The organism is Paenalcaligenes sp. Me52 (assembly GCF_050487965.1).
Taxonomy (GTDB): domain Bacteria; phylum Pseudomonadota; class Gammaproteobacteria; order Burkholderiales; family Burkholderiaceae_B; genus Paenalcaligenes.
On sequence record NZ_JBKQFO010000001.1, the window covers coordinates 2,051,568 to 2,074,106 of the forward strand.

Here is a 22,539-nt window from a genome sequence, read left to right on the forward strand (position 1 = left end):
TGCGCGTACAATTCATCCATTCTATTCACCAACCTGCACCCATAGCAGGCATCATTTTCAACAAAGACACTTGCACATGTGGTTTAAAAATCTACGAATTTTCCGCCTCTCCCCCGAGTGGGACTACACTGCAGACACGCTAGAAGCAGCACTGCAAGAACATGCTTTTCAACCAGGCACTAGCCAAGACCCTCTAAGCTTGGGTTGGGTTGCGCCACGTGAAGGTGAAGGACTGGTACACGCACTGAACGACCAGTTCCTAATCTGCCTGCGTAGCGAGAAAAAACTACTGCCTAGCACCGTGATTAATCAGGTGGCTCGCGCCAAAGCTCGCGACATGGAAGCCGAACAAGGCTACAAACCGGGTCGCAAGCAAATGAGTGAAATTAAAGAGCAAGTCATCACTGAGTTGATGCCCCGCGCTTTTAGTATTGCGCGTGACACCCGCATCTGGATTGACACTAAAAACCTGTGGTTAGTGGTAGATGCTGCGTCGGCTGCAACCGGCGACGAGGTCATGGGTTTGTTGGCGAAAAGCCTGAACCCCTTCCCTGTTTTACCGCTCTACACTGAGCTATCTCCTGGCGCGGCGATGACCTCTTGGCTGATCGACGATGAGGCACCGGCCAATTTCAGCATAGACCAAGATACTGAGCTGCGCTCCACTAGTGAGAGTCGTGCCGTAGTTCGCTACGTGCGCCACAGCGCCGAGCCTGATGAACTGCGTCGTCATATTGAATCTGGCAAACAGTGCACACGCTTGGCTCTAACATGGGATGATCGCATTTCTTTCGTTCTGACCGATGGCCTAGAACTAAAACGCGTCGCACCTCTAGATGTACTGAAAGAGCAAAACGAAGTGTTGGCAGGCGATGAAGCAGAATTGTTCAATTCAGACATGACACTCATGACTGCTGAATTAACTAAGCTGTTTGATGACTTGCTGAATGCGCTGGGTGGCGAGAAAAAAGTAGTGTAAGTCGCTACACACCCCGCATATAAAAAGGGCACCGTTTGGTGCCCTTTTGCTATTTAGTACATGCCGTGGAAGACAGCATCGTCTGGACCCACGTGTGAAGGTGGATTCCAAGTCACGTCACGCATAGAGTGCTGTACTAGATTTTCTACCCCCAGCAAGACGGCAAAAATCGCCATACGCACAGGGATACCGTTATCGGCCTGTCTAAAAATACCCAAACGAGGATCGTCGTTCAAATCCACGCTCAAGTCGTGCGCGCCCTCTCGGCTATCACGTGGCAGCGGGTGCATCACAATCACGTTTTCATCGCAGTATTGATCGATCAACGCCTTGGATACTTGGAATTCTGCGGTGTAGCCTTCCAACTGCTCATCCGAGAAACGCTCTTTCTGTACACGAGTAGCGTAGATCACATCAGCGCCTTTCACATCTGCCAAATCATGAGATTGCTCAATCACGTGATTACCCAATTTGGCCACATGCTCAATGATCTCTTCTGGCATTTCCAAACCCAGCGGAGAAATCAGCGTGAATTTCAGCCCACGGTACAAAGCCAACAGCTTCAGCAACGAGTGCACAGTACGGCCATATTTCAGGTCGCCCGTCATCACGATGTGAGCGCCATCCAGCAATTTACCCAGACGAGAAAACTCCGTCAAAATGGTGTACAGATCCAGCAATGCTTGGCTGGGGTGTTCGCCCGCGCCATCACCACCGTTTACTACAGGAATATTGGTTGCGCGCGCAAATTCAGCTACTGAACCTTGTTCTGGATGACGGATCACCATGGCATCCACATAACCGCTCATGACACGGCTGGTGTCATAGATAGACTCGCCTTTAGCCATGGAGGAAAACGTAAAACCTGTGGTGTCACACACCGAACCACCCAAACGGCAAAATGCGGCACCGAAGCTCACACGAGTACGCGTGCTGGCTTCAAAGAATAGGTTACCCAACACAGCGCCTTCTAATACACGCGACACTTTCTGGCGTCGTGCTATAGGCTGCATCAAGTCAGCGACTCGGAATAACTCTTCTACTGACTCACGACCAAACTGTTCTACAGACAGCAACTGATGTTTGCCACCCACTGCAATGCGATCACGCAAAGGGCCTGACTGTACGCTCTGCGCATACTTAGTCAGAAGCGAGTCGTTCTCTACAATTTCAGTCACAAAACGCAGTACCACTTCGGGCATAGAGCGAAACTCTTGCGAACCCTCTGGCAGCAACCAGGTATCTAATGCACGACGCTTCACACCCACACGAGCTGCAAACACATCTCTGGTTAAATTCAGACGACGCATTGCATCGCGCAAAAACACTTGTTGGGAAACAGCCATCACTCGCTCCATAGGACTATACGCAATGCGCACATTTTATAATCAAACCACGAAGAAGTATGCGTTTTTTTACATCTCTGCCGCTATTTTGTAGACGGAATCAAACAGCGCGCATACAACAACGCCCCGGAAGTGCTTATGCACATTCCGGGGCGTTATTCATAACACGCTACTTAACGTATTACTTTCTAGCTGGAGCCTGAGTTGGTGCAGGAGCTGTATCACCTGCAATGATGCGTGCAGCTGTTACGGCGTTTTGTTCGCTACCTACCATGAATACCAAACGGCTGCTGGTAATAGGCTCGGAGTAACCAGGAACGGCCAACAACGTACCATCTACCACCAATGCCAGACGTTTACCTGGGTTAGCAGAAGTCACGCGAGTAACGTTAGCAATAGCTCGTTCGCTCATATCCAACGCTAACAAACCTTCGCCCGACTCACTACGACCAGCTTCTACACCAGTGAAGTCTTCCAAAGCCAAAAAGGCTTCAGGCTCTAGGTACAGACTGCTGTTTTCGCCTACTTTCACTTCTGCCCAACCTGTTTGAGGTTTGGTGTCTGCAAGGAAAACCAATACAGGAGACATCATCTGCTCTGCATTTTGGTTTTGTGCTGCAGCAGGTTGCTGTGCAGGTGCTGTAGCAGTAGTTGGGGCTGCTGTTGTGCTAGCAGCATCCGCATCCGTTTTTTGCGGTACGGTTTGGCACGCAGCCAAAGCCAACAAACCAATTGGAGCAAGGGTACGGCTCATCCAGAGCTTCGCGGACATGGCTTTTCCTCTCAAAGTAAATATATGTCGGGAGTGTAGCAGCATACTACGTTACCTAACATGATTAAATGTTAATTCTAATTAATAGTCGCACGAACCTGCAGCGTTACGCTATCGTGCACTACGCCCTTTTCATCTACTAATTCCACCGTAATTCTACCCGGTTGTACAGCCCACCACGCTTCAGCACCTTCCGCATAGGGCTGCCCATTTACACGCCAATACAATTGACCGCCTCCAGTGGCGCGCAGCGGCAACAATTGATGCTGCCGTGGAATGTCTGGATCAAACGCCAAAATACTACCACTAGCAGGCGACACGATGCGTGCCCGCCCTTGTTGCTGCACCGTACTATTTTTTGTCGCTAAACGTATCAGCTCTTGCTCTGTGCCTGCCAGAAAATATTCGGTACGGTCAGCTTCAGGCACACCCTCGTAATGCACCACATGGGCGACGACGTTATCAGGCATAGCGGGTGGCACTGACAAGGCATTATCGTGCAAGGTACGCATCATCCTATGCCATATAGGAGCCGCCCCCGTTACGCCAGACACATTGCGCATGGGCGACCCATCACTATTTCCTACCCACACCCCTACGGTATAACGATCGCTAAATCCTATAGCCCAGTTATCACGCATATCTTTGCTGGTGCCGGTTTTGACAGCTGCCCAAAATGGCAAACTCAATGCGCTATCTAACCCAAAGGTGTAAGACCTCGCCTGTCTATCTGACAAGATATCTGCCACAATCCAAGACGCATCTGCATCCAGTACTTTTTGGCATGCCACACTACCCTCAGCATCGCTAGGCACAAACTGCACAGGACTGTAGCAACCACCATTTGCCAACGCCCTATAGGCATTGGTTAACGATAACAAATCAATGTCGGCACTGCCTAGCGCCAGACTAAAACCATAGTGTTCAGTTGCTTTATCTAAAGGCAAACCTAAGGCGCGTAAGTGATTGGCAAAACGATCTACCTGCACCATCTCTAAGGTACGCACGGTAGGAATATTCAAAGATGATGCCAATGCCGTACGTACACTTACCCAACCTGAAAACTGCTGGTCGTAATTTTGCGGCACATACAACCCGCCAGCAGTAGCCAGATTTAAAGGCGAATCATCTAACAGCGATGCTGCGGTTAAGCGTTTTTCACCTATAGCTTGAGCATACAAAAAAGGTTTTAAGGTCGAACCTGCTTGTCGCTTAGCGCGAGCGTGGTCCACTTCAACAGCGGAAGACCCTGAGCTTGCTCCCACGTAAGCCAATACCTCGCCACTGCGGTTATCTAGTACCACCACCGCGGCATCGCTCACACGCGCCACATTTAAGGTTTGCAAAGTGTCATCCACGGCACGATTGGCCTCGGCCTGTAACGTGGCATCTATGCTGCTACGCAAGTTAGCCCCATCGGAGGTTAGCCCTTGATTTTGCAGAAGACGTGCATAGTGTCTGGCAGACTGCGGCTGATCCCACATGGGTGCCTGCATACGCGACAATGCCGTACTCAACACATACCCTAGTGACCCACATTGCTCTGCTCTACCCATGCTCATTAACAATGAACAGGCACGCTGCTGTAATACTGATGCCGAGGCATTGGGCGCACGCAACATCGCTGCTGCCAACGCTGCCTCTTGCATCGTCAGCGCATTGGCTTGTTTTTGAAACAACACGCGAGCTACTGCATCAATACCAACCAGCTCTCCTCTAAAGGGAGCCAAATTTAGGTAGGCCTCTAGTATTTCAGCTTTGGTAAATAAGGATTCCAGTTGGTAGGCTGCATAGGCTTGATCCAGCTTGCCTTGCCAAGAGCGTCGTTGCATGCTTGGGCGTTCGCTTAAGCCCATCAGGTCGGCCAATTGCATGGACAACGTAGATGCCCCACGATGCACACGCTGATCCCATAACTGATCCCACGCTGCATTGGCCACGGCCAACCAATCCACACCGCCATGCTCAAAGAAGCGCTGATCTTCAGAGGCCAACACGGCACGCTGCAGTGCTGGTGAGATATGCGACAAGGGTATCCAATCGCCACGTCGCTGCTGGAAATTTACTCGCAAGGCTTGCAGTGGCAAGCCACTACGGTCTTGCACAATAAACTCAGAAGCAGGATTTTCGTGCTGTAGAGTGGGTAGGTCTGGGTAGCGCGCTATGCTACTTGTAGTAAGCAGCATAGCGCCCAAACCCACCATCCATAGTGCGCTTTTTTTCACCTTACTTTGCTTCACCAATCACCATAGGCGCGTTAGGCTGCAAAGCGTGCGTTTCAGGCTCGTACAACGCCTCAACTTTGGTGTCAGGCAAGATAAACTCACCTGCCGTATTCAAGCGCACTTGGTACTCCAGCGTATGTTTACCAGCAGGCAAATTCTCGTAGTACGCCTGATATGCATCAAATCGGCGTTCTACGTAATTTGGCCACATGCCAGTTTGCTGGGTGCCTGCAGCTTCGATTGCCGAGTCACGCCCCAAACCACTGCCCAGAATAACCGCACCTGGAGGCACAGGGTCGTTCACTGCTGTCCAACCCGATGCTGCATTCACATCAATAGTCAGACGCACTTTGTACACGTCACCTACAGTCCACTCACCGGCTACCGCTTGCGTGACAGGAATCACTTCACGCTGTACGGAATAACCAGACATAACCGGTCTAGCAGTAGGTACAGCGGCCTGCAAACGTATTAACGCCCACACATCGCCCGCACCCTCTTGCTGTATCTGCAGTGGCACTTGATGCTCTGGCCAATCCAACTGCTGGTTGTAGCTGCGGGAATCAGGCCCTTTGCTGTTCACGGTGGCCCAATTCACCATACGAGTTTTCTCACCCAAGCTCAGCAATGCCATACCTTCAGCGGGCTTCACTTGTTTGGCCAGTAACCCAATAGACTGCGATGCTTGTGCGTTATCTGTAGTGCTCAGCCAATGACCTTTGGTTTGCATGTTGATCAGCGCTTGCAACAACAGTGGCACATCATCTTGCCAAGCATCTTGCTGCTGCGCCCACACCAGCAATCTCGCTTGTGCTGTCACAGGGCTACGCATCAACCACCACTGATAGTCGCCTTCGTTCACGCGCAAGGAACTACCGCGTGTAACTAACCGGGTACGCAGTATCTCTATAGCTTTAGCTTTATGTTCTGCTGCATTCGCAATATTCGGAACGCGATCCAAGACTAACAACCAATCCAAGATACTTTCTACAGGCCAGTTTTGCGGCTCAATGGTGATGCTGTCTAGCATATTGGCCGTTGCCGACTGATAACGGGACAAGGTTTCAATGATCATCAACTGACGCAATGCACGCTGCTCAGGTGACAACCACTCTTCTCGTACGGTATGGCCCAACACCACGTTACGCAAACCTTGCAACAACTGCGCTTGCATAGTGCTAGGTAGGCTAAAGGCCTCATTGCGCTGTTTGGCGTCGTCTGCCAAGTTCATCACATAAGAAGTCAGCACAGGGCTGCCTTTCAACATAGGACTTGGGAAGTAACGCAGCAATTGGTCTGGCGCAATGTAAGCTGCCGCCCCCAACGTAAGCTGTTGCCACAAGGCGGTGTCATCCAATACCACTGCACGAGACATTTGTTGCTCATAGCATGTGTAGGGGTAACGCTGGAACCACCGACGTACGTCTGGTAAATCCGCTGACAAACCTGACTGCAACTGAATAGCAATGCCACCCAAGAACTGACCTGCGCTATCACGCAATGCCCCTTCTGGTGTGCTCAGTTGCGCATCGTAAGCCTTACCCTCTTTCACCAGCGCCCAGAAACCTTGCTGAGTGATCACAGGCACAGCCGGTTTCACCACCTGTGTCACAGTTAGTGAGTCACGTGCATTAGGCTGCGAAGCATCTTCGGCATCAATACGCCACGTAATTTGCGCATCTCCCTCACCAGCCAATCCTGCAGGCACATCCACTGGCCACTGCACAGTTTGTGCGCGCCCTGCTGCCAACGCGACTTCTTGCGCTGGCAATGCCACCGGCTTGTCTTGACCTGCCCACTGCATACTGGCTTTCAACACTATTGTGCGATCTTGCTCACTGCTATTACGCACAGTGAATGTGGCTTGGTAGTTGTCACCATTACGTACCACCTCTGGCAAACCAGAAATTAACTGTACGTCTTGGCTTACTACAATAGAGGCGCTGCCTGTACCAAAGCGCTGCTCGCCGTATTCTGCAATGGCCACCAGTTTAAAGGCAGTTAACGCATCATTCAGAGGCACCTCTATATGTGCAATCCCCTGTTCATCCGTACGTACCTCGCCCTGCCACAACAGTAAGGTATCCAACAACTCACGCGTAGGCGCTTTACCACCGCCTCCGCCTGCTGGAATGGCTTTACGGCCATAGTGTCGACGCCCTACCACCTCGGACTGTGCGGTTGCTGTATTCACGCCATAAGCATGTGGCTGCAACATGGCTTTCACCACATCCCAACTACGGTTAGGAGATAGCTCTAACAAGGCTTCGTCCACAGCAGCAAAGCTCAGCAATGCACCCGCCGCAGGCTTGCCATCTGGCAACTTAACTTGTACTTCTACATCTACCTTTTCACGTACAGCGTAACGCGGCTGTTCAGGTTTCACCTCAACTTTTAACTGGTTTTCATCAGTACGTACTTCGATTTCAACCAGGCCTAAGCGGTATGTAGGTTTAGACAAATCGACGGTAGTGGTTGGTGCCTCATATTCGTCATCGCTATTACTCCACGCGTCATACCAATCAAATGGTTGCTTCCATCCCCAGCTAAAGAAAGAGGTCCATGGCACACTACGTAAACGACCGCGCACGACCAACGCAGAGACAAACACATTTGGCCCCCACTCAGCCAGCACTGGCAATTTGATCACCGGATTGTCTGCAGACACTTCCATGATTTCATAACTCAGCACACCCTCACGCTCTACGCTAACCAGAACAGTGGCTTTCTCAAAGGGCATACGAACTTGGAACTCTGCTTCTTCGCCTGGCGCCCACACTTTCTTTGCAGGAATCAGGTCTATACGGTCATCATTTTCACCGCCAAACCAGAGTCTTTCGGAACTGCTCACCCATACATTGGTGGACGCATCTGCTTTGTTGCCCGCTGCATCTTCGGCCTCGGCAATCAAGACGATCTCACCACCTTTTTTGGGATCAATAGAACACTCCAGCTCACCTTTTTCATTGGTAGAGCCTTTGCACAATTGACCTAAGTCTTCTACTTGCTGCTGATTATCGTAACTATAGAAACCACCCACCAAACGTTTACGGGTGGACAAAGTTTTACGCACTTGGCCACGCAATGTCATGGCTTGACCAGAGATAGGCTGGCCTTGCGTATCCAACGCCAACAACTTCACAGTGTTCTTGCTGCCTTTGCTCATCCAGCCATCAGACTTGATGCCAGGCACCACAGCCGACGGCCATACCACCGTAGTTTGACTCAATGTTTGGATAGCGCCGTTAGGATCGTGGAAGCTTGCCTCTACCAACCATTGTTGAGGTTTCTCATCCACCGGCACATCGTCTACTTGTACACGAGCACCACCTTCTACATCCAACACCAACGCATGTTTGTTTAAGAACAGTTTCTGTTCGGATGGTGCGGTGTTTTCTTCCTCGTCATAGCTGTAGTTACGTACGTTGCCAAAGCTGTATTCTCCGTATTGCGAGAAATTCGGGAAGTACGGACGTGACACAGCAGACACGGTAACGGGCAACGCACTGGCTGCTCCACCATTTACATAACCCAACTGCAAATCGGCTTGTAACTGCTCTGGACGCACCATGCTGGCAGCATCGCTACCATCGCTCAACTTAATACTGCCTTTCAAAAATGGCAGCTTGAATTCCTCAATGCGCAGTGTGCCGGTGGTATGCCAATCACGGGAACCACTGAGCATAATCATGTACTCGCCCAGCGGTGCATTTTTAGGCAGATCAAAACTGGAATAGGCTCGCGAACCGTGCTCGTCGTTAGACCAACGCAGCGGCTGTTCAAAACTTTCACCTGAACCGTAGTGCGTTAGCTCCACGGTTTCAGGCAATGAACCATAACTAGGATTTTCTAAACCATTACGCGTCTGTTCACGCAACAAGTGCTTCATGTGCACGGTTTCGCCCGCTCTGAATAGTGAGCGATCCAAAATGGTATGTGCAATGCGGTCTTTGTTCTCGCTATACCCTACCGCGACGTTGAAACGCCATGGTTCAATCCCCCTATCCCAATCAGATAAAACGAAAGAGAAATCTGCTTTGCCATAGGCTTGTGGGTGATCCGCAGGAATACGCGCTGACGCATACAGCGCGCTTGTACCTAGTCGAGGGCAATATTGTTTTTGTACAGTCGCTTCGCGATGAAACACACCGTCAGCATTCGTGGTACCTCGCATCAGTTCGCTGCCATCACAATCCAGCACGCGCACTTCGGCGTTAGCGACGGGTTTTGCATCATCTAACGTTGTCACCCATACCAGCATGTCGTCGCGACCATGCTTCATATGTACGGACAAGTTAGTCACCAAAGCGCTAGTACGCACATACATAGGGGCTGGATTTTCTAAGAAAGCCTCACCCAGTTTTTCGGAACCTGCTTCCAAAACGTGGAAACCCGGCTCAGTCAACGGTACCCCTATAACCTCAAACGGTGTTTCGCCTTGATCAGGCACACCCGGCAAGGTGAGCTCTTTAGTCTCTACCCCCAAACGCTCAAATACAGAAATAGAACGTGTGTCTACCTCAGTACCACCATTGCTGTACGTCCATTCCCTATCGGCCAAAATATTATCGACCTGATGCAGCATCATTCTGCCTTCGTACAACCTACGCAAGCGAGATAGCCAACGCAACACTTCTTGGTCGTCTTGAGTGGCGTAGTCTTTGACATTACCAGCACTACGCTGCAACTCATTCACTCGGAAATCAGCTTCTAAACCACGTATAGTCAGCGGTATCGCAGCAGGATAGTTATCTTCCTCACCCGGCACACCAGCATGAGCAAAGCGCTCCACAATACCGAAGTTGCCAGAGGCAAACTTCAAGAGTGGCGGATAACTGGCTAGCGCCACCGTCGCGTCTTTCATGGCTTGTGCATTTTCTAGCGTACGACCACTGTCGTCCACAAAGCCATCAGGAATATTGACCTTAACGCTGATTTCCGGAGGGAATGGCCCTTCAAAACGCACTACGCGCGTATTGCCATAGTAGTAGTCGTCGTCTTCAGACTTGGCCTGATCCCAACGTTTACCGCCCCCTTCCAAATACACTTTCTTCAATAGCTCATCTTCCACAACGGAAGAAAACACGACGTGTATAGGCAGCAAAGGATTACACGGCGCATCAGGATTACTACGCTCGCAGGTAATACGCCCCAAAAACGGTTGGCGTACTTGGAAGTTCAATAAAATAGGCTCGGCGTAGCGCACTGGCTCACGCCCTTCAAACGCGCTGCCTAATCCTGCCTCCACCACAAACTTGACATCTGCCCCTGCGGGCAACAATCGCGCGCACTGCACCACCTGATCCGCTGCACTATCGTTCTCAGGATCAAAGTCATACAACACGGCTTTCAACAGTTCAGTTCTGCGCTCGCCATCTATTACTTTCAGAGGAATCATTTCCCCTACGCCATCTACCGCGCAGCCACCCAGTTGTTCTAACTCCTTAGGATCCACCGGCGCAGCAAAGCGCATCACCACGGCCTGGTCTTCACTAATATCGGAATAGTAGTAAGGTCTGGAGCTTAATAGCTTAGGTCCGCCTGAGTTGAACGAATACGAAACGTTCGGTGACAGCTTTCTATCTTGTGTTGCAACAAAAACCGGATTTGTCTGCGCTGTACAACTCGCCCCAGCTGATATCAGCTCCACAAACTCATAGACCCATCGCCTTGCATCTAACCATCTACCCGCGCCTATAGCCTCGGGATCGTCACACTGTACGATAAAGGGAGGCTCTGATTGGCGGCCCAATACAGCGACGTTCTGGCCGAAATCTGCCACAACGGCTCGTAGGCCTAGCCCCCCCTCGCCCAATTCAGGCGTAAAATGAGGAGCTTTCAAAGTTTGTGCTGACGCCACAGCGCCCCCTAGCGCCAAAGCCAAGGACACAGATAACGGAATTATTTTCATAATGTAGGCGGTTGTATTCTATGAAAGTTTTGCCTGAATAGGCAGATGCGCAACACCGCCATAATACTCCACTCATGTCACATTCTCATCCACCTGCTAAACCGCATTCTGTTTTTTCACGACATTTGCATCGCAACCCCTATGCGTGGGTGTGCTACGCCATGTTCGTGGGCGTAATGGGCACGGCATTAGCCAGCCCGCTGTACCCGCTGTACCAAGAACTGTGGGGCTTACGCACCGGAGACATCACGTTGGTCTACGTGATTTATATGTTCTCGGCACTGTGCAGTTTGCTGTTTCTAGGTAAGTTAAGCGACCAATACGGCTACATGCCTATTTTGCGTGGTGGCCTAGTATTAGTGACATTGGGGTTAACTCTTTCAGCTGTGGCAAATAGCTTCAGCATCTTTATTGTGAGCCGTGTCATGATTGGCTTGGCTTCCAGCCTCATTGTGACCTCCGCTTCTATTGGTTTAACGCAGCTTAGTCCATCGCGAGACTTGCAACGCGCCGCCTCTACCACCAGCCTGATGCTGGCCTTTGGTTTTGGTATGGGCCCCGCTATAGGTGGCTTGATTGCGCAGATTTTCCCTGCGCCACTACGTAGCAGCTATATTCCATCTATTTTGATGGGTTGTTTGGCCACCTACGCCTTATTCTCGCTGCGCCACAACACGCCGGAATCCGCTAGGCTGAATGTAGCTAAGCGCCTACCGTTGCCCAAGATCGAACTACCTAAAGGTAACTGCCGCCCTCTATTCTTGATTGCAGGTGGCTCCGCTTTTATTGCGTTTTCTATTTTCAGTTTATTTGCCTCACTCGCCCCTAGCTTCATGCAAAGCATGGTGCCTTGGCATGGCCCAGCAGTGAGTGGCTTGTCTATTGGCATTATTTTGTTTTTATCAGCCTCGTTCCAGCTTATGCTGCGTCACCGATCGCCCAAGCAAAATATGCAGCAAGGCATGCTGTTTATTGCCATCAGTGGCGTACTGCTCATGGCAAACTTGTTTAGTGGTTGGTCGTGGTTGTTTATTGTGAGCGTACTAACTACAGCCTTAGGTCATGGCTTGTGTCTAACCTCGGGCACGGCTACGGTCAGTTTGGTAGCCAAGCCTCAGCAACGTGCCGCGCTGATGTCCACCTATCTGATTATGGGTTATTTAGGTGCGATCTTGCCTATGCTAGCCATAGGCTATATTGCTGATCATTTTGGTATGCATGCGGCATTGATTAGTTTCTGTTCGTCGTTGGCTGTGCTAGCGATCACACTGACACTACTGGTCAAACCCTGCTTTATACGCCAGCAACAAGCCGAATCCACCTCAGCTAAAACCTAATTTATTGTTCAGGCAGCGGGATAAACGCATCGTTATCCATAGGGGGCAAAGCAATGCGCCCCGACTGCCAGTCCGCTTTAGCTTGTTCTAGGCGCTCTTTGCTGGACGCCACAAAGTTCCACCACATGAATCGCTCACCCACTGATTCACCACCCAGCAACATTACCCTTGCATCGCCTACAGCACGTACATCGGGATCTGCTCCCGGTGTAAACACCAGCATGTGGCCAGACTCGTAGCGATGGCCACCATATTCAATACAGCCTTTAGCCACATATATGGCGCGCTCGGTATAAGGCATAGGCAACGGGATGCGCCCGCCTGCTTTTACCTGCAAATCCACATAAAACAATGGTGAAAACACATCGACTGGAGCCTCACAACCAAAGGCTTTACCAGCGATCAAACGACCACGGAACATGGCGTCTTCTAGCAAAGGCAATTGCTGCTCATCAAAGTGCTGAAAACTAGGATCGCTTTCTTCAAACTCTTTAGGCAATGCCACCCACGCTTGGATGCCATCCAAATTGCCGCCCGTTGCACGCATATCGTCAAAGCGTTCGGAATGGCTAATGCCCGAACCTGCACTCATCCAATTTAACTCGCCCGGACGTATTTGCTGCTGCACGCCCAAGCTATCGCGGTGAGTCATGGTGCCTTCAAACAAATACGTGACAGTAGCCAAACCCGTATGCGGGTGTGGTAATACGTCTGCGTCAGTTGTAATAGGTGCAGCAAAATGTTGCGGCCCCATACGGTCAAAGAAAATAAACGGCCCCACCATTCTACGCTTGCGGAAAGGCAATACTCTGCCTACGTCAAATGCCCCTATATTGTGTAACCGAGTTTCAATTACCATCTCAAGCATAAAAACTTCCTCGCGCAATACGCTAAAATCTATTTATAGCAATTTACTGTACTTTAAATGGGATTTCTCATATGTTAGGTGGTTTTTTTGATTTTACTGTCGTTTTAGTCATTCTAGCGGTAGTAGTAATAGGTGCTGGGATCAAAGTTATCCCTCAAGGTAGACAGTGGACACTAGAACGTTTTGGCCGCTACACCCGCACATTAAGCCCCGGCTTAAACTTTATTGTTCCGTTTATTGATCGCATTGGTACCAAGCTTTCCGTTATGGAATCAGTGTTGGATGTACCTACACAAAACGTGATTTCACGCGATAACGTTTCCATTACCGCTGATGGCGTGGTGTTCTACCGTATCGATAACGCTGCACAAGCCGCTTACCAAGTAGATAACCTGCAACGTGCAATTGTGAACCTGACTACTACCAACCTACGTTCGGTATTGGGCTCCATGGAATTGGATCACATGCTGTCCAACCGTGAACAAATCAACGAACGTCTGCTGTCTGCTGTAGACTCCGCTACCGCACCGTGGGGCGTGAAGGTAACGCGTATCGAGATTCGCGATTTGGCCATGTCACCCGAACTGCAAGAAGCTATGAATCTGCAAATGACTGCTGAACGTCATCGTCGTGCGCTGGTGACTAAAGCTAACGGCCAACGTGAAGCCGAGATTCTGCAAGCTGAAGGTGAAAAACAAGCTGCCGTGTTGCGTGCTCAAGGTGAACGTGAATCCGCCATCCTGATCGCTGAAGCACGTGAGCGCCAAGCCGAAGCTGAAGCGAAAGCAACACGTGATGTGTCCGCTGCGATTGCCGAAGGTAATCTGCACGCCGTGCAATACTTCTTAGGCTTAAAATACGTGGAAGCGCTGGAAAAAATCGGTAGTGCCGATAACAGCAAACTGGTGATGATGCCTCTGGAAGCCACAGGCGTAACTGGCGCGGTTGCCGGTATTGGTGAACTACTGAAAAACCTGTCCACCAACGCTACCACTAAACCCTAAGAGAAGGCTCCAACATGTTCGCTAGCCCATGGTCATGGTTTATTATCGGCTGCTTGCTGATGGCTCTGGAGGCATTGATTCCAGGCGTATTTATCCTCTGGATAGGCGTAGCAGCTATGGTCGTGGGCCTATTCGTGAGCGCGTGGCCAGAGGCTCCTTTAGGCTTACAATTCTTGGTGCTAGCCATAGCCATTGGTCTATCGGTTTGGGTAGGACTGCGATTACACCGCAAACGTAAACTCAGCCCAGAGCAAAGCTCATTAAACAGTGGCCTGCACAGCTATGTAGGGCGTCAGGCTGTGGCTATTACAGCCTTTACTCAAGGCCAAGGCCGTGTACGTCTAGATGACAGCTTTTACACAGCGCTATGCTCCGCCACTATTGCTGAAGGCGATCCGGTACGTGTAGTCGGTATTGAAGGATCTATGTTGTTGGTAGAACCAGCACAAAGCGCTTAACCTTACGCTGCACCCACAAAAAAGCCCTGCAAAAACAGCAGGGCTTTTTTTACGTTTACTCGCTGATACGTTAATCGCTTATAGCGTGATTTTAGTACCTAGCAACTTCAAGAATTGCGCTAACCATTCTGGGTGTGCCGGCCATGCCGGTGCCGTCACCAAGTTGCCTTCTGTAATCGCCGCATTCACCGCAATATCGGCGTAACGGCCTCCAGCAAGCTCTACATCAGGGCGACACGCCGGGTACGCCGAACATGTACGGCCATTCAGCACTTTAGCCGCCGCAAGCAATTGCGCTCCGTGGCACACAGCCGCCACAGGCTTATCTTCTACAAAGAAATGCTGCACGATTGCAATCACTTGCGGATTTAATCGCAAGTATTCAGGCCCACGCCCACCAGGAATGACTAAAGCATCGTAATCAGAAGCCTGAATGGCATCAAAATCGGCATTCAGTACAAAGTTATGGCCACGTTTTTCCGAATAGGTTTGTTCCCCTTCGAAATCGTGAATCGCCGTTGCGATGCTTTCACCCTTTTTCTTACCCGGACATACGGCATCTACTCTATGCCCCACTGCCTGCAATGTCTGAAACGGGACCATCGTTTCGTAATCTTCGCAATAATCACCGCACAACATCAGTATTTTTTTAGCCATTGCTGCACTCCTTTAGTGAAAAACACGCAAAAGTTCGCTTTTATATACCGCTATATCGTAACAAAAAGCAATTTAATAAATTACGAGAAAAATCCACAAAGCCAGATAAACAGTAGCTTTACAACCATCATATAGCTGTTTCTCGTTACTGACCATTTTCATTTACAAAAACTTAATGGGATTTATTCCTTGACGCTATAACCAATACAACCATAATGAAATCAAGCACTGTAGCTTTCAGGTTTTCTGTGGTGGTCTCCTCCTCTTAACCAGCCTGCGGGCTGGTTTTTTTATTGCGTGCGCCTTTTCCCCTCTCTGCCTTTCACAGGCTAAAATACCCCTACTCTTTGTTTGTGTAGGTTTTAGCATGAGCTTTCAGGGCCTTTCCCGTAACCAGTACCCTTCCATAACATCGCTGCAATGTTTTGAAGCGGCTGCTAGGCACCTAAGTTTCACCCATGCCGCCAAAGAACTACACCTCACACAAAGCGCAGTCAGCAAACAGGTAGCTTTGCTAGAAGACACACTGCAAACCCCACTATTTAGGCGGCTGCGCAAACGACTAAGCCTATCTCCCGCTGGCCAGCTGTATCTGGAACAAGCCCGCAAAATACTGCTGCACATAGAGCAATCCACACTGCAAATGCTGTCTTACGACCACGAGCGTGAGCTGCTTAGTATTGCCGCACACCCTAGCTTGGGCGCACATTGGCTTATCCCGTTGCTGAAGCATTTCCATGATCTGCATCCGCATATACAGATAGATATGCACGACTCGTTGCAACCTTTTAGCTTGGCGCAAAAAAACATTGATGTCGCTTTTTTGTTTGGGCATGGAAACTGGGAAAATTTGGAATGCATTAAGCTTTTCGAAGAAGGCATGATTCCCGTTTGCCAGCCTAGCCTGTTAGGCAAAAAAACCATACGACAGGCCTCGCAACTAGCCCGTTTCGGATTGATTCAATGCCACTCACGTCCCAATGCGTGGGAACTCTACTTTTCCGATCAAAATGATCCTGTAGAGCACAGCTACCACGGCCCCCGTTTCGCCACATGGTCTGCCTGTATACAAGCAGCCTTAGCCGGATATGGCATCGCCTTAGTACCCAAATTTTTGGCAGCGGACGCACTACAGCAGCAATTATTGCTCTGCCCGTGGGAGCATGAACTGCCTAGTTTGGGGGCCTACTATGTCGCCTACGAAGCACATACCGCAGATGAACCTCGCATACGCCAATTAATTAACTGGCTCACCCAACACTTGAAACTTAAAGATCACGAAAAAAAGGAATAACACACTCCCTTTTTTTCGTTTGCTGCACTGCATGATTTTTGCTGTGATACAGGCTCGCACTCCAAGAAGAATATCGAGACAACATCACAAAGGATTTTCCATGCAAACCAGCGCGCACATCAGCCCTGCTCTGTCTATTGTTCATCCCATCACGCTGACATCAGGCAAAAATGCCCGTGTGTGGGATAGCGAAGGCCGCGAGTACATTGATTTTATTGGCGGTATTGGCGTGCTTAACTTGGGGCACTGCAACCCTGCTGTAGTTGCAGCCATTATCGATCAAGCACAACGCATGACGCACTCAGCGTTCAATGCCATCCCGCATCAGCCCTACAGCCAACTGATGGATGCCTTGGCTGCGTTTATTCCTAGTAAAGAACCGTACTTGGGCATGCTCACCAACTGCGGCGCCGAAGCCACTGAAAATGCCTTAAAAATTGCACGTTTCAACACCCAACGTAGCGCTGTGGTCGCCTTTGATGGCGCATTTCATGGCCGCACGTTGGCAGCACTCAACCTGAATGGCAAAGTAGCCCCGTACAAAAAAGGTTTAGGTGCATTGCCTGGGCCTGTGTATCACATCCCCTACCCCAGCCACGACAGCAACGTTGACAGCGCAACCGCCATCTCAGCCTTGCAGCGCTTAATCAAAGTAGAACTGGATGTAAACGACATCGCCTGCATTATTGCGGAGCCGGTACAAGGCGATGGTGGCTTCCAGATGTTAGATCCGGAGTTTGCCCGTTACCTGCGTCAGTTCTGTGATGAGCACGGCATTTTGCTGGTGTGGGATGAAGTGCAATCTGGCTTTGGTCGTACCGGTAAACGCTTTGGATTTGAGCAATTAGGCGTAGAACCCGATCTATTGCTATTAGGTAAAAGCATTGCGGGTGGCTTGCCTTTAGGCGCAGTGATGGGCCGTTCTGTGCTGTTCCAAAGCATGCCCTCGGGCAGCTTGGGCGGCACTTACTCTGGCAACGCTGTTGCTTGTGCCGCTGCATTGCAAATCATTCAGCAACTCAGCGATGAGCAGCAATTGCAGCAGTGGGCTAGCACCTATGAAAACCTTGTGCTCAAACACTATCAGCACTGGGAAGCCCAAAAGTTACCGGTAATCAAACGCCTCACAGGTGTGGGCACTATGCGCGGCATTGAACTGCGTAACCCACAAGGTGGCCCCGGCACACAAGAACTCGCAAAAGTCCTGCAACGCGCTCGCGAACGCGGTCTGCTGTTGATGCCTAGCGGCGACTCACGTCACGTGATTCGTCTGTTGGCTCCTCTGACCATTGAGCCTGAACTGCTGGATAAAGGCCTGAGCATTCTGGGTGAATGCTTAGCTGAATGTCACTAATTTCCTATTGATCTATGCCGTCATCACGCAAAGGAGTAGCTTGTATGACATCCTCTAATTTTGTAAGCCCTAGCCAGATTCGTGCGCAATTTTCTGCTGCCATGTCTGCCATGTACAAAGACGAAGTACCACTCTACGGTACGCTGATGGAACTGGTCGCTGACATCAACCAGAACACCTTACAAGCAGACCAAGACCTGCATAAAAACCTACAACAAGCTAAAGAACTGGAACGCTTGGACGAAGAACGTCATGGCGCGATTCGCGTTGGTACACCTGAAGAGCTGCACACCATTGGCCGTTTGTTTGCCGTCATGGGCATGCACCCTGTAGGCTACTACGACTTAACCCCTGCTGGCGTCCCCGTACACTCTACGGCCTTTCGTGCACTGCACGAAGATGAACTACGTGTTAGTCCTTTCCGCGTATTCACCTCGTTGCTGCGCCTGGAGCTCATTGAAGATGCCGCCTTGCGTGAAGAAGCTCGCGCTATTTTGGCTAATCGTCAGATTTTCAGCCCTGAGGCCTTAAAACTGATTGCCCAGTGCGAACAAGACGGCGGCCTCAACGCTGATGATGCCACTCGCTTTGTGAGTGAAGCGATTAAAACCTTCAGATGGCATGGCGAGTCCACCGTATCTAGCGCCCAATACAAAGACCTGCATGACCAGCACCGATTGATTGCAGACGTGGTGGCCTTCAAAGGCCCGCATATTAATCACCTGACGCCACGCACCTTAGACATAGACTCTGTACAAGAAAGCATGCCTAAGTACGGTATTACGCCCAAAGCCGTGATTGAAGGCCCACCTACTCGCCAGCATCCTATTTTGCTGCGCCAAACCAGCTTCAAAGCCTTAAATGAGCCCGTGCGTTTTTCTGATCAAGACACTAGTGAGCAAGGCAGCCACACTGCCCGTTTCGGTGAAATAGAACAGCGTGGTGCCGCCGTCACGCACAAAGGCCGAGAGCTCTATGACCGCCTGCTAAACGCGGCACGCGCTGAACTAGGTGAAGCCCCCGCCGAACACAACGCAGAGACCTACACCCAGTTGATGCACAAGCACTTTGAAAACTTCCCCGACACGTTGGAACAGATGTTCAACAACGACTTGGTGTATTTCAACTATCTGCCCACTACCCAAGGGTTGGCTAAAGCAGGCAATTACGAAGCCAATACCTCTATTGCTCAACTGATACAAAATGGCGACGTACGTTTGTCCCCCATTGTTTATGAAGACTTTTTACCCGTCAGTGCAGCCGGTATTTTCCAATCCAATTTGGGTGATGGTAGCAACAGCAGCTACGCTCAACTGTCCAATCAAGAAATCTTTGAATCCCAATTGGGTCAAAGCGTGATTGATGAACAGCAGCTCTACGCACAAACCGCACAACGCTCTTTAGAGCAGTGTTTGCACGCATTGGGCGTACAACGCTAATCCCCTACAGGAGGGGCAGCCTCACCCTACCCCTCCCCACAAAACCACCGCCATCACCTAGCTATTTCTGCTAGCATTATTAAGACGTGCAGGCCTTCTGCGCCCTTATATAGTGAACTCTTATGGCCGCCACTTCCCTTGCCGAACTCGAACAAATACGTGCTGACTGCCGTAGGTTGGTGAGTCAACGTGCCTTGATCTCAGCCGCTGCTGCCGTCGTTCCCATACCTGGATTAGACGTTAGTACCGACGTTGCCCTATTGCTGCAAATACTGCCGAAAATTAATGAAAAATTTGGCTTAAGCGCCGAACAAGTAGAAGCCTTAAGTCCTGAATTAAAGAAAATTCTGGTTGTTGGCGGCGCTAACTTCAGCATAGGTTTATTAGGCAAAGTCATCACTCCCAAGCGCGTTATAGGCTTGCTGCAAAGCATGGGCATGAAAAGCCTGGCTACTAAATACGGTGGTAAATATATTCCTGTACTAGGATCGGTAGCAGCGTCTAGCCTAAGCTATATCGTGTTGCGACGAGTCGGTCACAAGCACATAGATGAATGTTTTAATATTGCCAGCCAACTGCTAGCGCACCAGCAAAACCACCCAACCTCGCGCGGGAGCATCATCGATGTGGAAGCTACGATCAAATCTATAGACTAAGATCAAGCCCCTCGTTATTTCCATCTTGACATTTCAAAAACAGTGGATATCTTTCAATTCCCGTGCGGCTAAAAGCTAAAATTTCCTAGTCTTTACTTATGCTTATCATGTCTTTTAGACCTCAAACATCAACACCAAAAACACATTCAGCATAACGTCAGAAAATGATCAGAAAAAGCCAAAAAACCGATATAAGACATTGATTAAAAAGCTTTATTTATACAGAAACAAAAACATACAAATAACATTATGTATTTTGTGACTGAGTATTCACATCGCGCTGAACGATTTTTAAGAACCGTTAAAAGTCAAGCCAAAAGATATCCCCAAAATCTGTGCATAACTTTGGGGACAACTCATTCAGAAACTACCGTGAGACGCATCAATCATACAGACGAGGTTCTTTGGTCAGTAATTACCTGCTTGCGAAGTGGTCACAAAAAAAAATGCTACAACTCACTTCTACAACCACCCTGCTTTCTTGAACCGGTAATACAGAAACCCGCACAAGCTCGCCATACCAGTTAATACCATCGGATACCCAAAGGTCCACTCCAGCTCTGGCATAAACTTGAAGTTCATCCCATAAATACCTGCAATGGCTGTAGGGACTGCCAGAATTGCTGCCCAAGCGGCCAATTTGCGTCCTGTGTCGGTCTGCTTCATTTGCTCTAGCATTTGCCCGCCCTCAAAGGCAAACGCCAACGCATCACGCAATGCATGAATCAACTCCGTCACGCGCGAAGCTCTATCTGATACCTCAGCAAAATAAGCTTGGTTAGATGGCTCAACAAACGATGAATTCAAACGTGCCATACGTCGGCAAATCTCAGCCAAAGGCGCAATCACCATCTCTATACGTAATAAGTCACGGCGCAAGCGGTAAATACCTTGCACATCACTACGCTGGAAACCGTGCAATAACAACCGCTGCTCCATTGCCTCTACCGCAACTTCTAGGACATCCAACGCCTGAACATAGTGATCCATCACCAAGTCCAGCCATTCAAAGGCCAGATAATCACTGCCACGCAAGGCAGCACCAGTTAGTGACGACAGCCGTTCATGGAGTTGTTCATGTGGTAAATCTTGGCCCTTGCATATTGTGATGAGCAGGTTACGCCCTATCACTAACTGCATCTCAGAAAACACGGGACGTTTGGATTTCAGCTCCAACGTAATCACCGCCACAAAACCCTCTTGCTCAAGGCTAATCAGTTTGGGGCGGCGGTGCTTTTCCTGCATGCTTTGCTGCACATACTCAGAGATAGAAAGATCCGCGCATACCCTCTGAATATCTTCCAGCTCGGGGTCTGATAGCATTACCCATAGCACATCGCCATCCGCGCGTGACAACGTGCGCAGTGCATCCAAATCTTCATGCTTATACGCGCCTTGCTGCGTGTACAAATACGCCGCATTCTTAGTGCTACCTGGCGTGACCGATGGCTCCATAGTGATCCTTTTCCTCTGCCTTTTAACGCCTTTCACCATAGCATTGATAACCAGTTGCAGACACAGGTGAAACCGCGTTTTTTTTCATTGCCGGACTCACTAGGCAAAGCGGCCTTCTTTATGTCATAATTGCACTCTTGTGAAGGCCGTGGGCCTATAGCTCAGTTGGTTAGAGCAGCGGACTCATAATCCGTTGGTCGCTGGTTCAAGTCCAGCTGGGCCCACCATAATCTTCATTGAAATCAAGACATTAGAGCAACCCTGCACGGTTGCTCTTTTTCTTTTCCGGCTTGCTGTGCCCAAAATGTGACCGAACTTGCGTGATGGGCCAAATGCGAAGGTGCTAAATGAGCATACCTTTGCACCATTTCCAACGTCTCCCATCCGCCTAATTCCTTCAAAACCATCAAAGGCGTTCCAGATTGGACGTGCCAGCTTGCCCACGTGTGGCGCAGGTCGTGAAACCTGAAATCCTCAATGCCTACTTTTGCGCATGCTCGCTTAAAGTCTCTAGCGTCCGTCTGAAATATCTTGATGACCTCACCATCCTTTCTCTGTGGTGGTCGCTCAAAAACATATTTCACCGCTGTTTTCATGCGTCGCTCTATTACTGCTAGAGCATCACGCCAATACTGAAGGTGCCTAAGCTTGGTTTCGTAATAACTCCGCCCTTCTGACAACTTCAGCATTCCTAGCACCTCCTCCTTAAAGGTGTAGATTTCCTCACCAAGCATATCGGCTCGCCAACCCCCCACCTTTAAACAGTCGTGATACTCCTGCGCTG

At 49.9% G+C, this 22,539-nt stretch carries 15 protein-coding genes, 1 tRNA gene and 1 pseudogene; 9 read left to right on the forward strand and 8 right to left on the reverse strand.

Going from position 1 to position 22,539, the window contains the following annotated elements; translation table 11 throughout:
• The first annotated feature begins 76 nt into the window (after window positions 1-76).
• A complete protein-coding gene (locus tag ACLO87_RS09740) occupies window positions 77-979 on the forward strand; it encodes a recombination-associated protein RdgC (RefSeq protein ID WP_135863111.1) in 903 nt (300 codons plus the stop codon).
• Between the two features lie 53 nt (window positions 980-1,032).
• Here the strand turns inward: ACLO87_RS09740 and ACLO87_RS09745 are convergent, their stop codons facing one another.
• The 4 genes from ACLO87_RS09745 to ACLO87_RS09760 all read right to left on the reverse strand — a co-directional run bounded on the left by ACLO87_RS09745 (window position 1,033) and on the right by ACLO87_RS09760 (window position 11,233).
• The gene (locus ACLO87_RS09745; RefSeq protein WP_135863112.1) at window positions 1,033-2,325 is read right to left on the reverse strand and encodes an aspartate carbamoyltransferase; all 1,293 of its coding nucleotides are present in this window, start codon (window positions 2,323-2,325) and stop codon (window positions 1,033-1,035) included.
• Window positions 2,326-2,506: 181 nt separating this feature from the next.
• Complete coding sequence (locus ACLO87_RS09750; protein WP_135863114.1) at window positions 2,507-3,097, reverse strand: hypothetical protein; 591 nt, start codon at window positions 3,095-3,097, stop codon at window positions 2,507-2,509.
• A 77-nt stretch (window positions 3,098-3,174) separates the two neighbouring features.
• Window positions 3,175-5,322 carry a penicillin-binding protein 1C gene (gene pbpC / locus ACLO87_RS09755; protein WP_430223551.1) on the reverse strand — a complete coding sequence of 716 codons (2,148 nt, stop codon included), beginning with the start codon at window positions 5,320-5,322 and terminating at the stop codon, window positions 3,175-3,177.
• 1 nt (window position 5,323) lies between these two features.
• Window positions 5,324-11,233 (reverse strand): alpha-2-macroglobulin family protein, encoded by a 5,910-nt coding sequence (locus ACLO87_RS09760; RefSeq protein ID WP_430223552.1) that lies wholly within the window; start codon window positions 11,231-11,233, stop codon window positions 5,324-5,326.
• Window positions 11,234-11,307: 74 nt separating this feature from the next.
• Here ACLO87_RS09760 and ACLO87_RS09765 point away from each other — a divergent pair, with 74 nt between their 5' ends.
• On the forward strand, window positions 11,308-12,570 hold the full coding sequence (locus ACLO87_RS09765; RefSeq protein WP_430223553.1) for an MFS transporter: 1,263 nt from the start codon (window positions 11,308-11,310) through the stop codon (window positions 12,568-12,570).
• A gap of 1 nt (window position 12,571) precedes the next feature.
• Here the strand turns inward: ACLO87_RS09765 and ACLO87_RS09770 are convergent, their stop codons facing one another.
• The gene (locus ACLO87_RS09770) at window positions 12,572-13,438 is read right to left on the reverse strand and encodes a pirin family protein (RefSeq protein WP_430223554.1); all 867 of its coding nucleotides are present in this window, start codon (window positions 13,436-13,438) and stop codon (window positions 12,572-12,574) included.
• Window positions 13,439-13,509: 71 nt separating this feature from the next.
• Here ACLO87_RS09770 and ACLO87_RS09775 point away from each other — a divergent pair, with 71 nt between their 5' ends.
• On the forward strand, window positions 13,510-14,442 hold the full coding sequence (locus ACLO87_RS09775; protein WP_430223555.1) for an SPFH domain-containing protein: 933 nt from the start codon (window positions 13,510-13,512) through the stop codon (window positions 14,440-14,442).
• 14 nt (window positions 14,443-14,456) lie between these two features.
• Window positions 14,457-14,900, forward strand: coding sequence for an NfeD family protein (locus tag ACLO87_RS09780; protein WP_430223556.1), 444 nt, complete (start codon window positions 14,457-14,459; stop codon window positions 14,898-14,900).
• A gap of 78 nt (window positions 14,901-14,978) precedes the next feature.
• On the opposite strand, the gene ACLO87_RS09785 is transcribed toward ACLO87_RS09780, so the two are convergent.
• Window positions 14,979-15,557, reverse strand: a complete 579-nt coding sequence (locus ACLO87_RS09785; protein ID WP_135863126.1) for a DJ-1/PfpI family protein — start codon at window positions 15,555-15,557, stop codon at window positions 14,979-14,981.
• A 367-nt stretch (window positions 15,558-15,924) separates the two neighbouring features.
• Between ACLO87_RS09785 and ACLO87_RS09790 the strand changes: the two genes are divergently transcribed.
• The 4 genes from ACLO87_RS09790 to ACLO87_RS09805 all read left to right on the forward strand — a co-directional run bounded on the left by ACLO87_RS09790 (window position 15,925) and on the right by ACLO87_RS09805 (window position 20,300).
• The gene (locus ACLO87_RS09790; protein ID WP_430223557.1) at window positions 15,925-16,851 is read left to right on the forward strand and encodes a LysR substrate-binding domain-containing protein; all 927 of its coding nucleotides are present in this window, start codon (window positions 15,925-15,927) and stop codon (window positions 16,849-16,851) included.
• A 100-nt stretch (window positions 16,852-16,951) separates the two neighbouring features.
• On the forward strand, window positions 16,952-18,205 hold the full coding sequence (locus ACLO87_RS09795; protein ID WP_430223558.1) for a 2-aminoadipate transaminase: 1,254 nt from the start codon (window positions 16,952-16,954) through the stop codon (window positions 18,203-18,205).
• Window positions 18,206-18,249: 44 nt separating this feature from the next.
• The gene (gene hglS / locus ACLO87_RS09800; RefSeq protein WP_430223559.1) at window positions 18,250-19,644 is read left to right on the forward strand and encodes a 2-oxoadipate dioxygenase/decarboxylase HglS; all 1,395 of its coding nucleotides are present in this window, start codon (window positions 18,250-18,252) and stop codon (window positions 19,642-19,644) included.
• 122 nt (window positions 19,645-19,766) lie between these two features.
• Window positions 19,767-20,300 (forward strand): hypothetical protein, encoded by a 534-nt coding sequence (locus ACLO87_RS09805; RefSeq protein ID WP_135863132.1) that lies wholly within the window; start codon window positions 19,767-19,769, stop codon window positions 20,298-20,300.
• A gap of 462 nt (window positions 20,301-20,762) precedes the next feature.
• Here ACLO87_RS09805 and ACLO87_RS09810 read toward each other — a convergent pair whose 3' ends face one another.
• Window positions 20,763-21,755 carry a magnesium and cobalt transport protein CorA gene (locus ACLO87_RS09810; RefSeq protein WP_430223560.1) on the reverse strand — a complete coding sequence of 331 codons (993 nt, stop codon included), beginning with the start codon at window positions 21,753-21,755 and terminating at the stop codon, window positions 20,763-20,765.
• A 150-nt stretch (window positions 21,756-21,905) separates the two neighbouring features.
• On the opposite strand from ACLO87_RS09810, the gene ACLO87_RS09815 reads away from it, so the two are divergent.
• Window positions 21,906-21,982: transfer RNA gene (locus ACLO87_RS09815), tRNA-Ile, on the forward strand.
• A 15-nt stretch (window positions 21,983-21,997) separates the two neighbouring features.
• Here the strand turns inward: ACLO87_RS09815 and ACLO87_RS09820 are convergent.
• Window positions 21,998-22,378, reverse strand: a pseudogene (locus ACLO87_RS09820) (site-specific integrase); the annotation flags it as partial.
• Window positions 22,379-22,539: the final 161 nt, after the last annotated feature.

Coding starts and splice junctions, on each gene's coding strand:
- ACLO87_RS09740 (WP_135863111.1), top strand. CDS start 77: ATGTGGTTTAAAAATCTACGAATTTTCCGCCTCTCCCCCGAGTGGGAC.
- ACLO87_RS09745 (WP_135863112.1), bottom strand. CDS start 2,325: ATGGCTGTTTCCCAACAAGTGTTTTTGCGCGATGCAATGCGTCGTCTG.
- ACLO87_RS09750 (WP_135863114.1), bottom strand. CDS start 3,097: ATGTCCGCGAAGCTCTGGATGAGCCGTACCCTTGCTCCAATTGGTTTG.
- ACLO87_RS09760 (WP_430223552.1), bottom strand. CDS start 11,233: ATGAAAATAATTCCGTTATCTGTGTCCTTGGCTTTGGCGCTAGGGGGC.
- ACLO87_RS09765 (WP_430223553.1), top strand. CDS start 11,308: ATGTCACATTCTCATCCACCTGCTAAACCGCATTCTGTTTTTTCACGA.
- ACLO87_RS09770 (WP_430223554.1), bottom strand. CDS start 13,438: ATGCTTGAGATGGTAATTGAAACTCGGTTACACAATATAGGGGCATTT.
- ACLO87_RS09775 (WP_430223555.1), top strand. CDS start 13,510: ATGTTAGGTGGTTTTTTTGATTTTACTGTCGTTTTAGTCATTCTAGCG.
- ACLO87_RS09780 (WP_430223556.1), top strand. CDS start 14,457: ATGTTCGCTAGCCCATGGTCATGGTTTATTATCGGCTGCTTGCTGATG.
- ACLO87_RS09785 (WP_135863126.1), bottom strand. CDS start 15,557: ATGGCTAAAAAAATACTGATGTTGTGCGGTGATTATTGCGAAGATTAC.
- ACLO87_RS09790 (WP_430223557.1), top strand. CDS start 15,925: ATGAGCTTTCAGGGCCTTTCCCGTAACCAGTACCCTTCCATAACATCG.
- ACLO87_RS09795 (WP_430223558.1), top strand. CDS start 16,952: ATGCAAACCAGCGCGCACATCAGCCCTGCTCTGTCTATTGTTCATCCC.
- hglS (WP_430223559.1), top strand. CDS start 18,250: ATGACATCCTCTAATTTTGTAAGCCCTAGCCAGATTCGTGCGCAATTT.
- ACLO87_RS09805 (WP_135863132.1), top strand. CDS start 19,767: ATGGCCGCCACTTCCCTTGCCGAACTCGAACAAATACGTGCTGACTGC.
- ACLO87_RS09810 (WP_430223560.1), bottom strand. CDS start 21,755: ATGGAGCCATCGGTCACGCCAGGTAGCACTAAGAATGCGGCGTATTTG.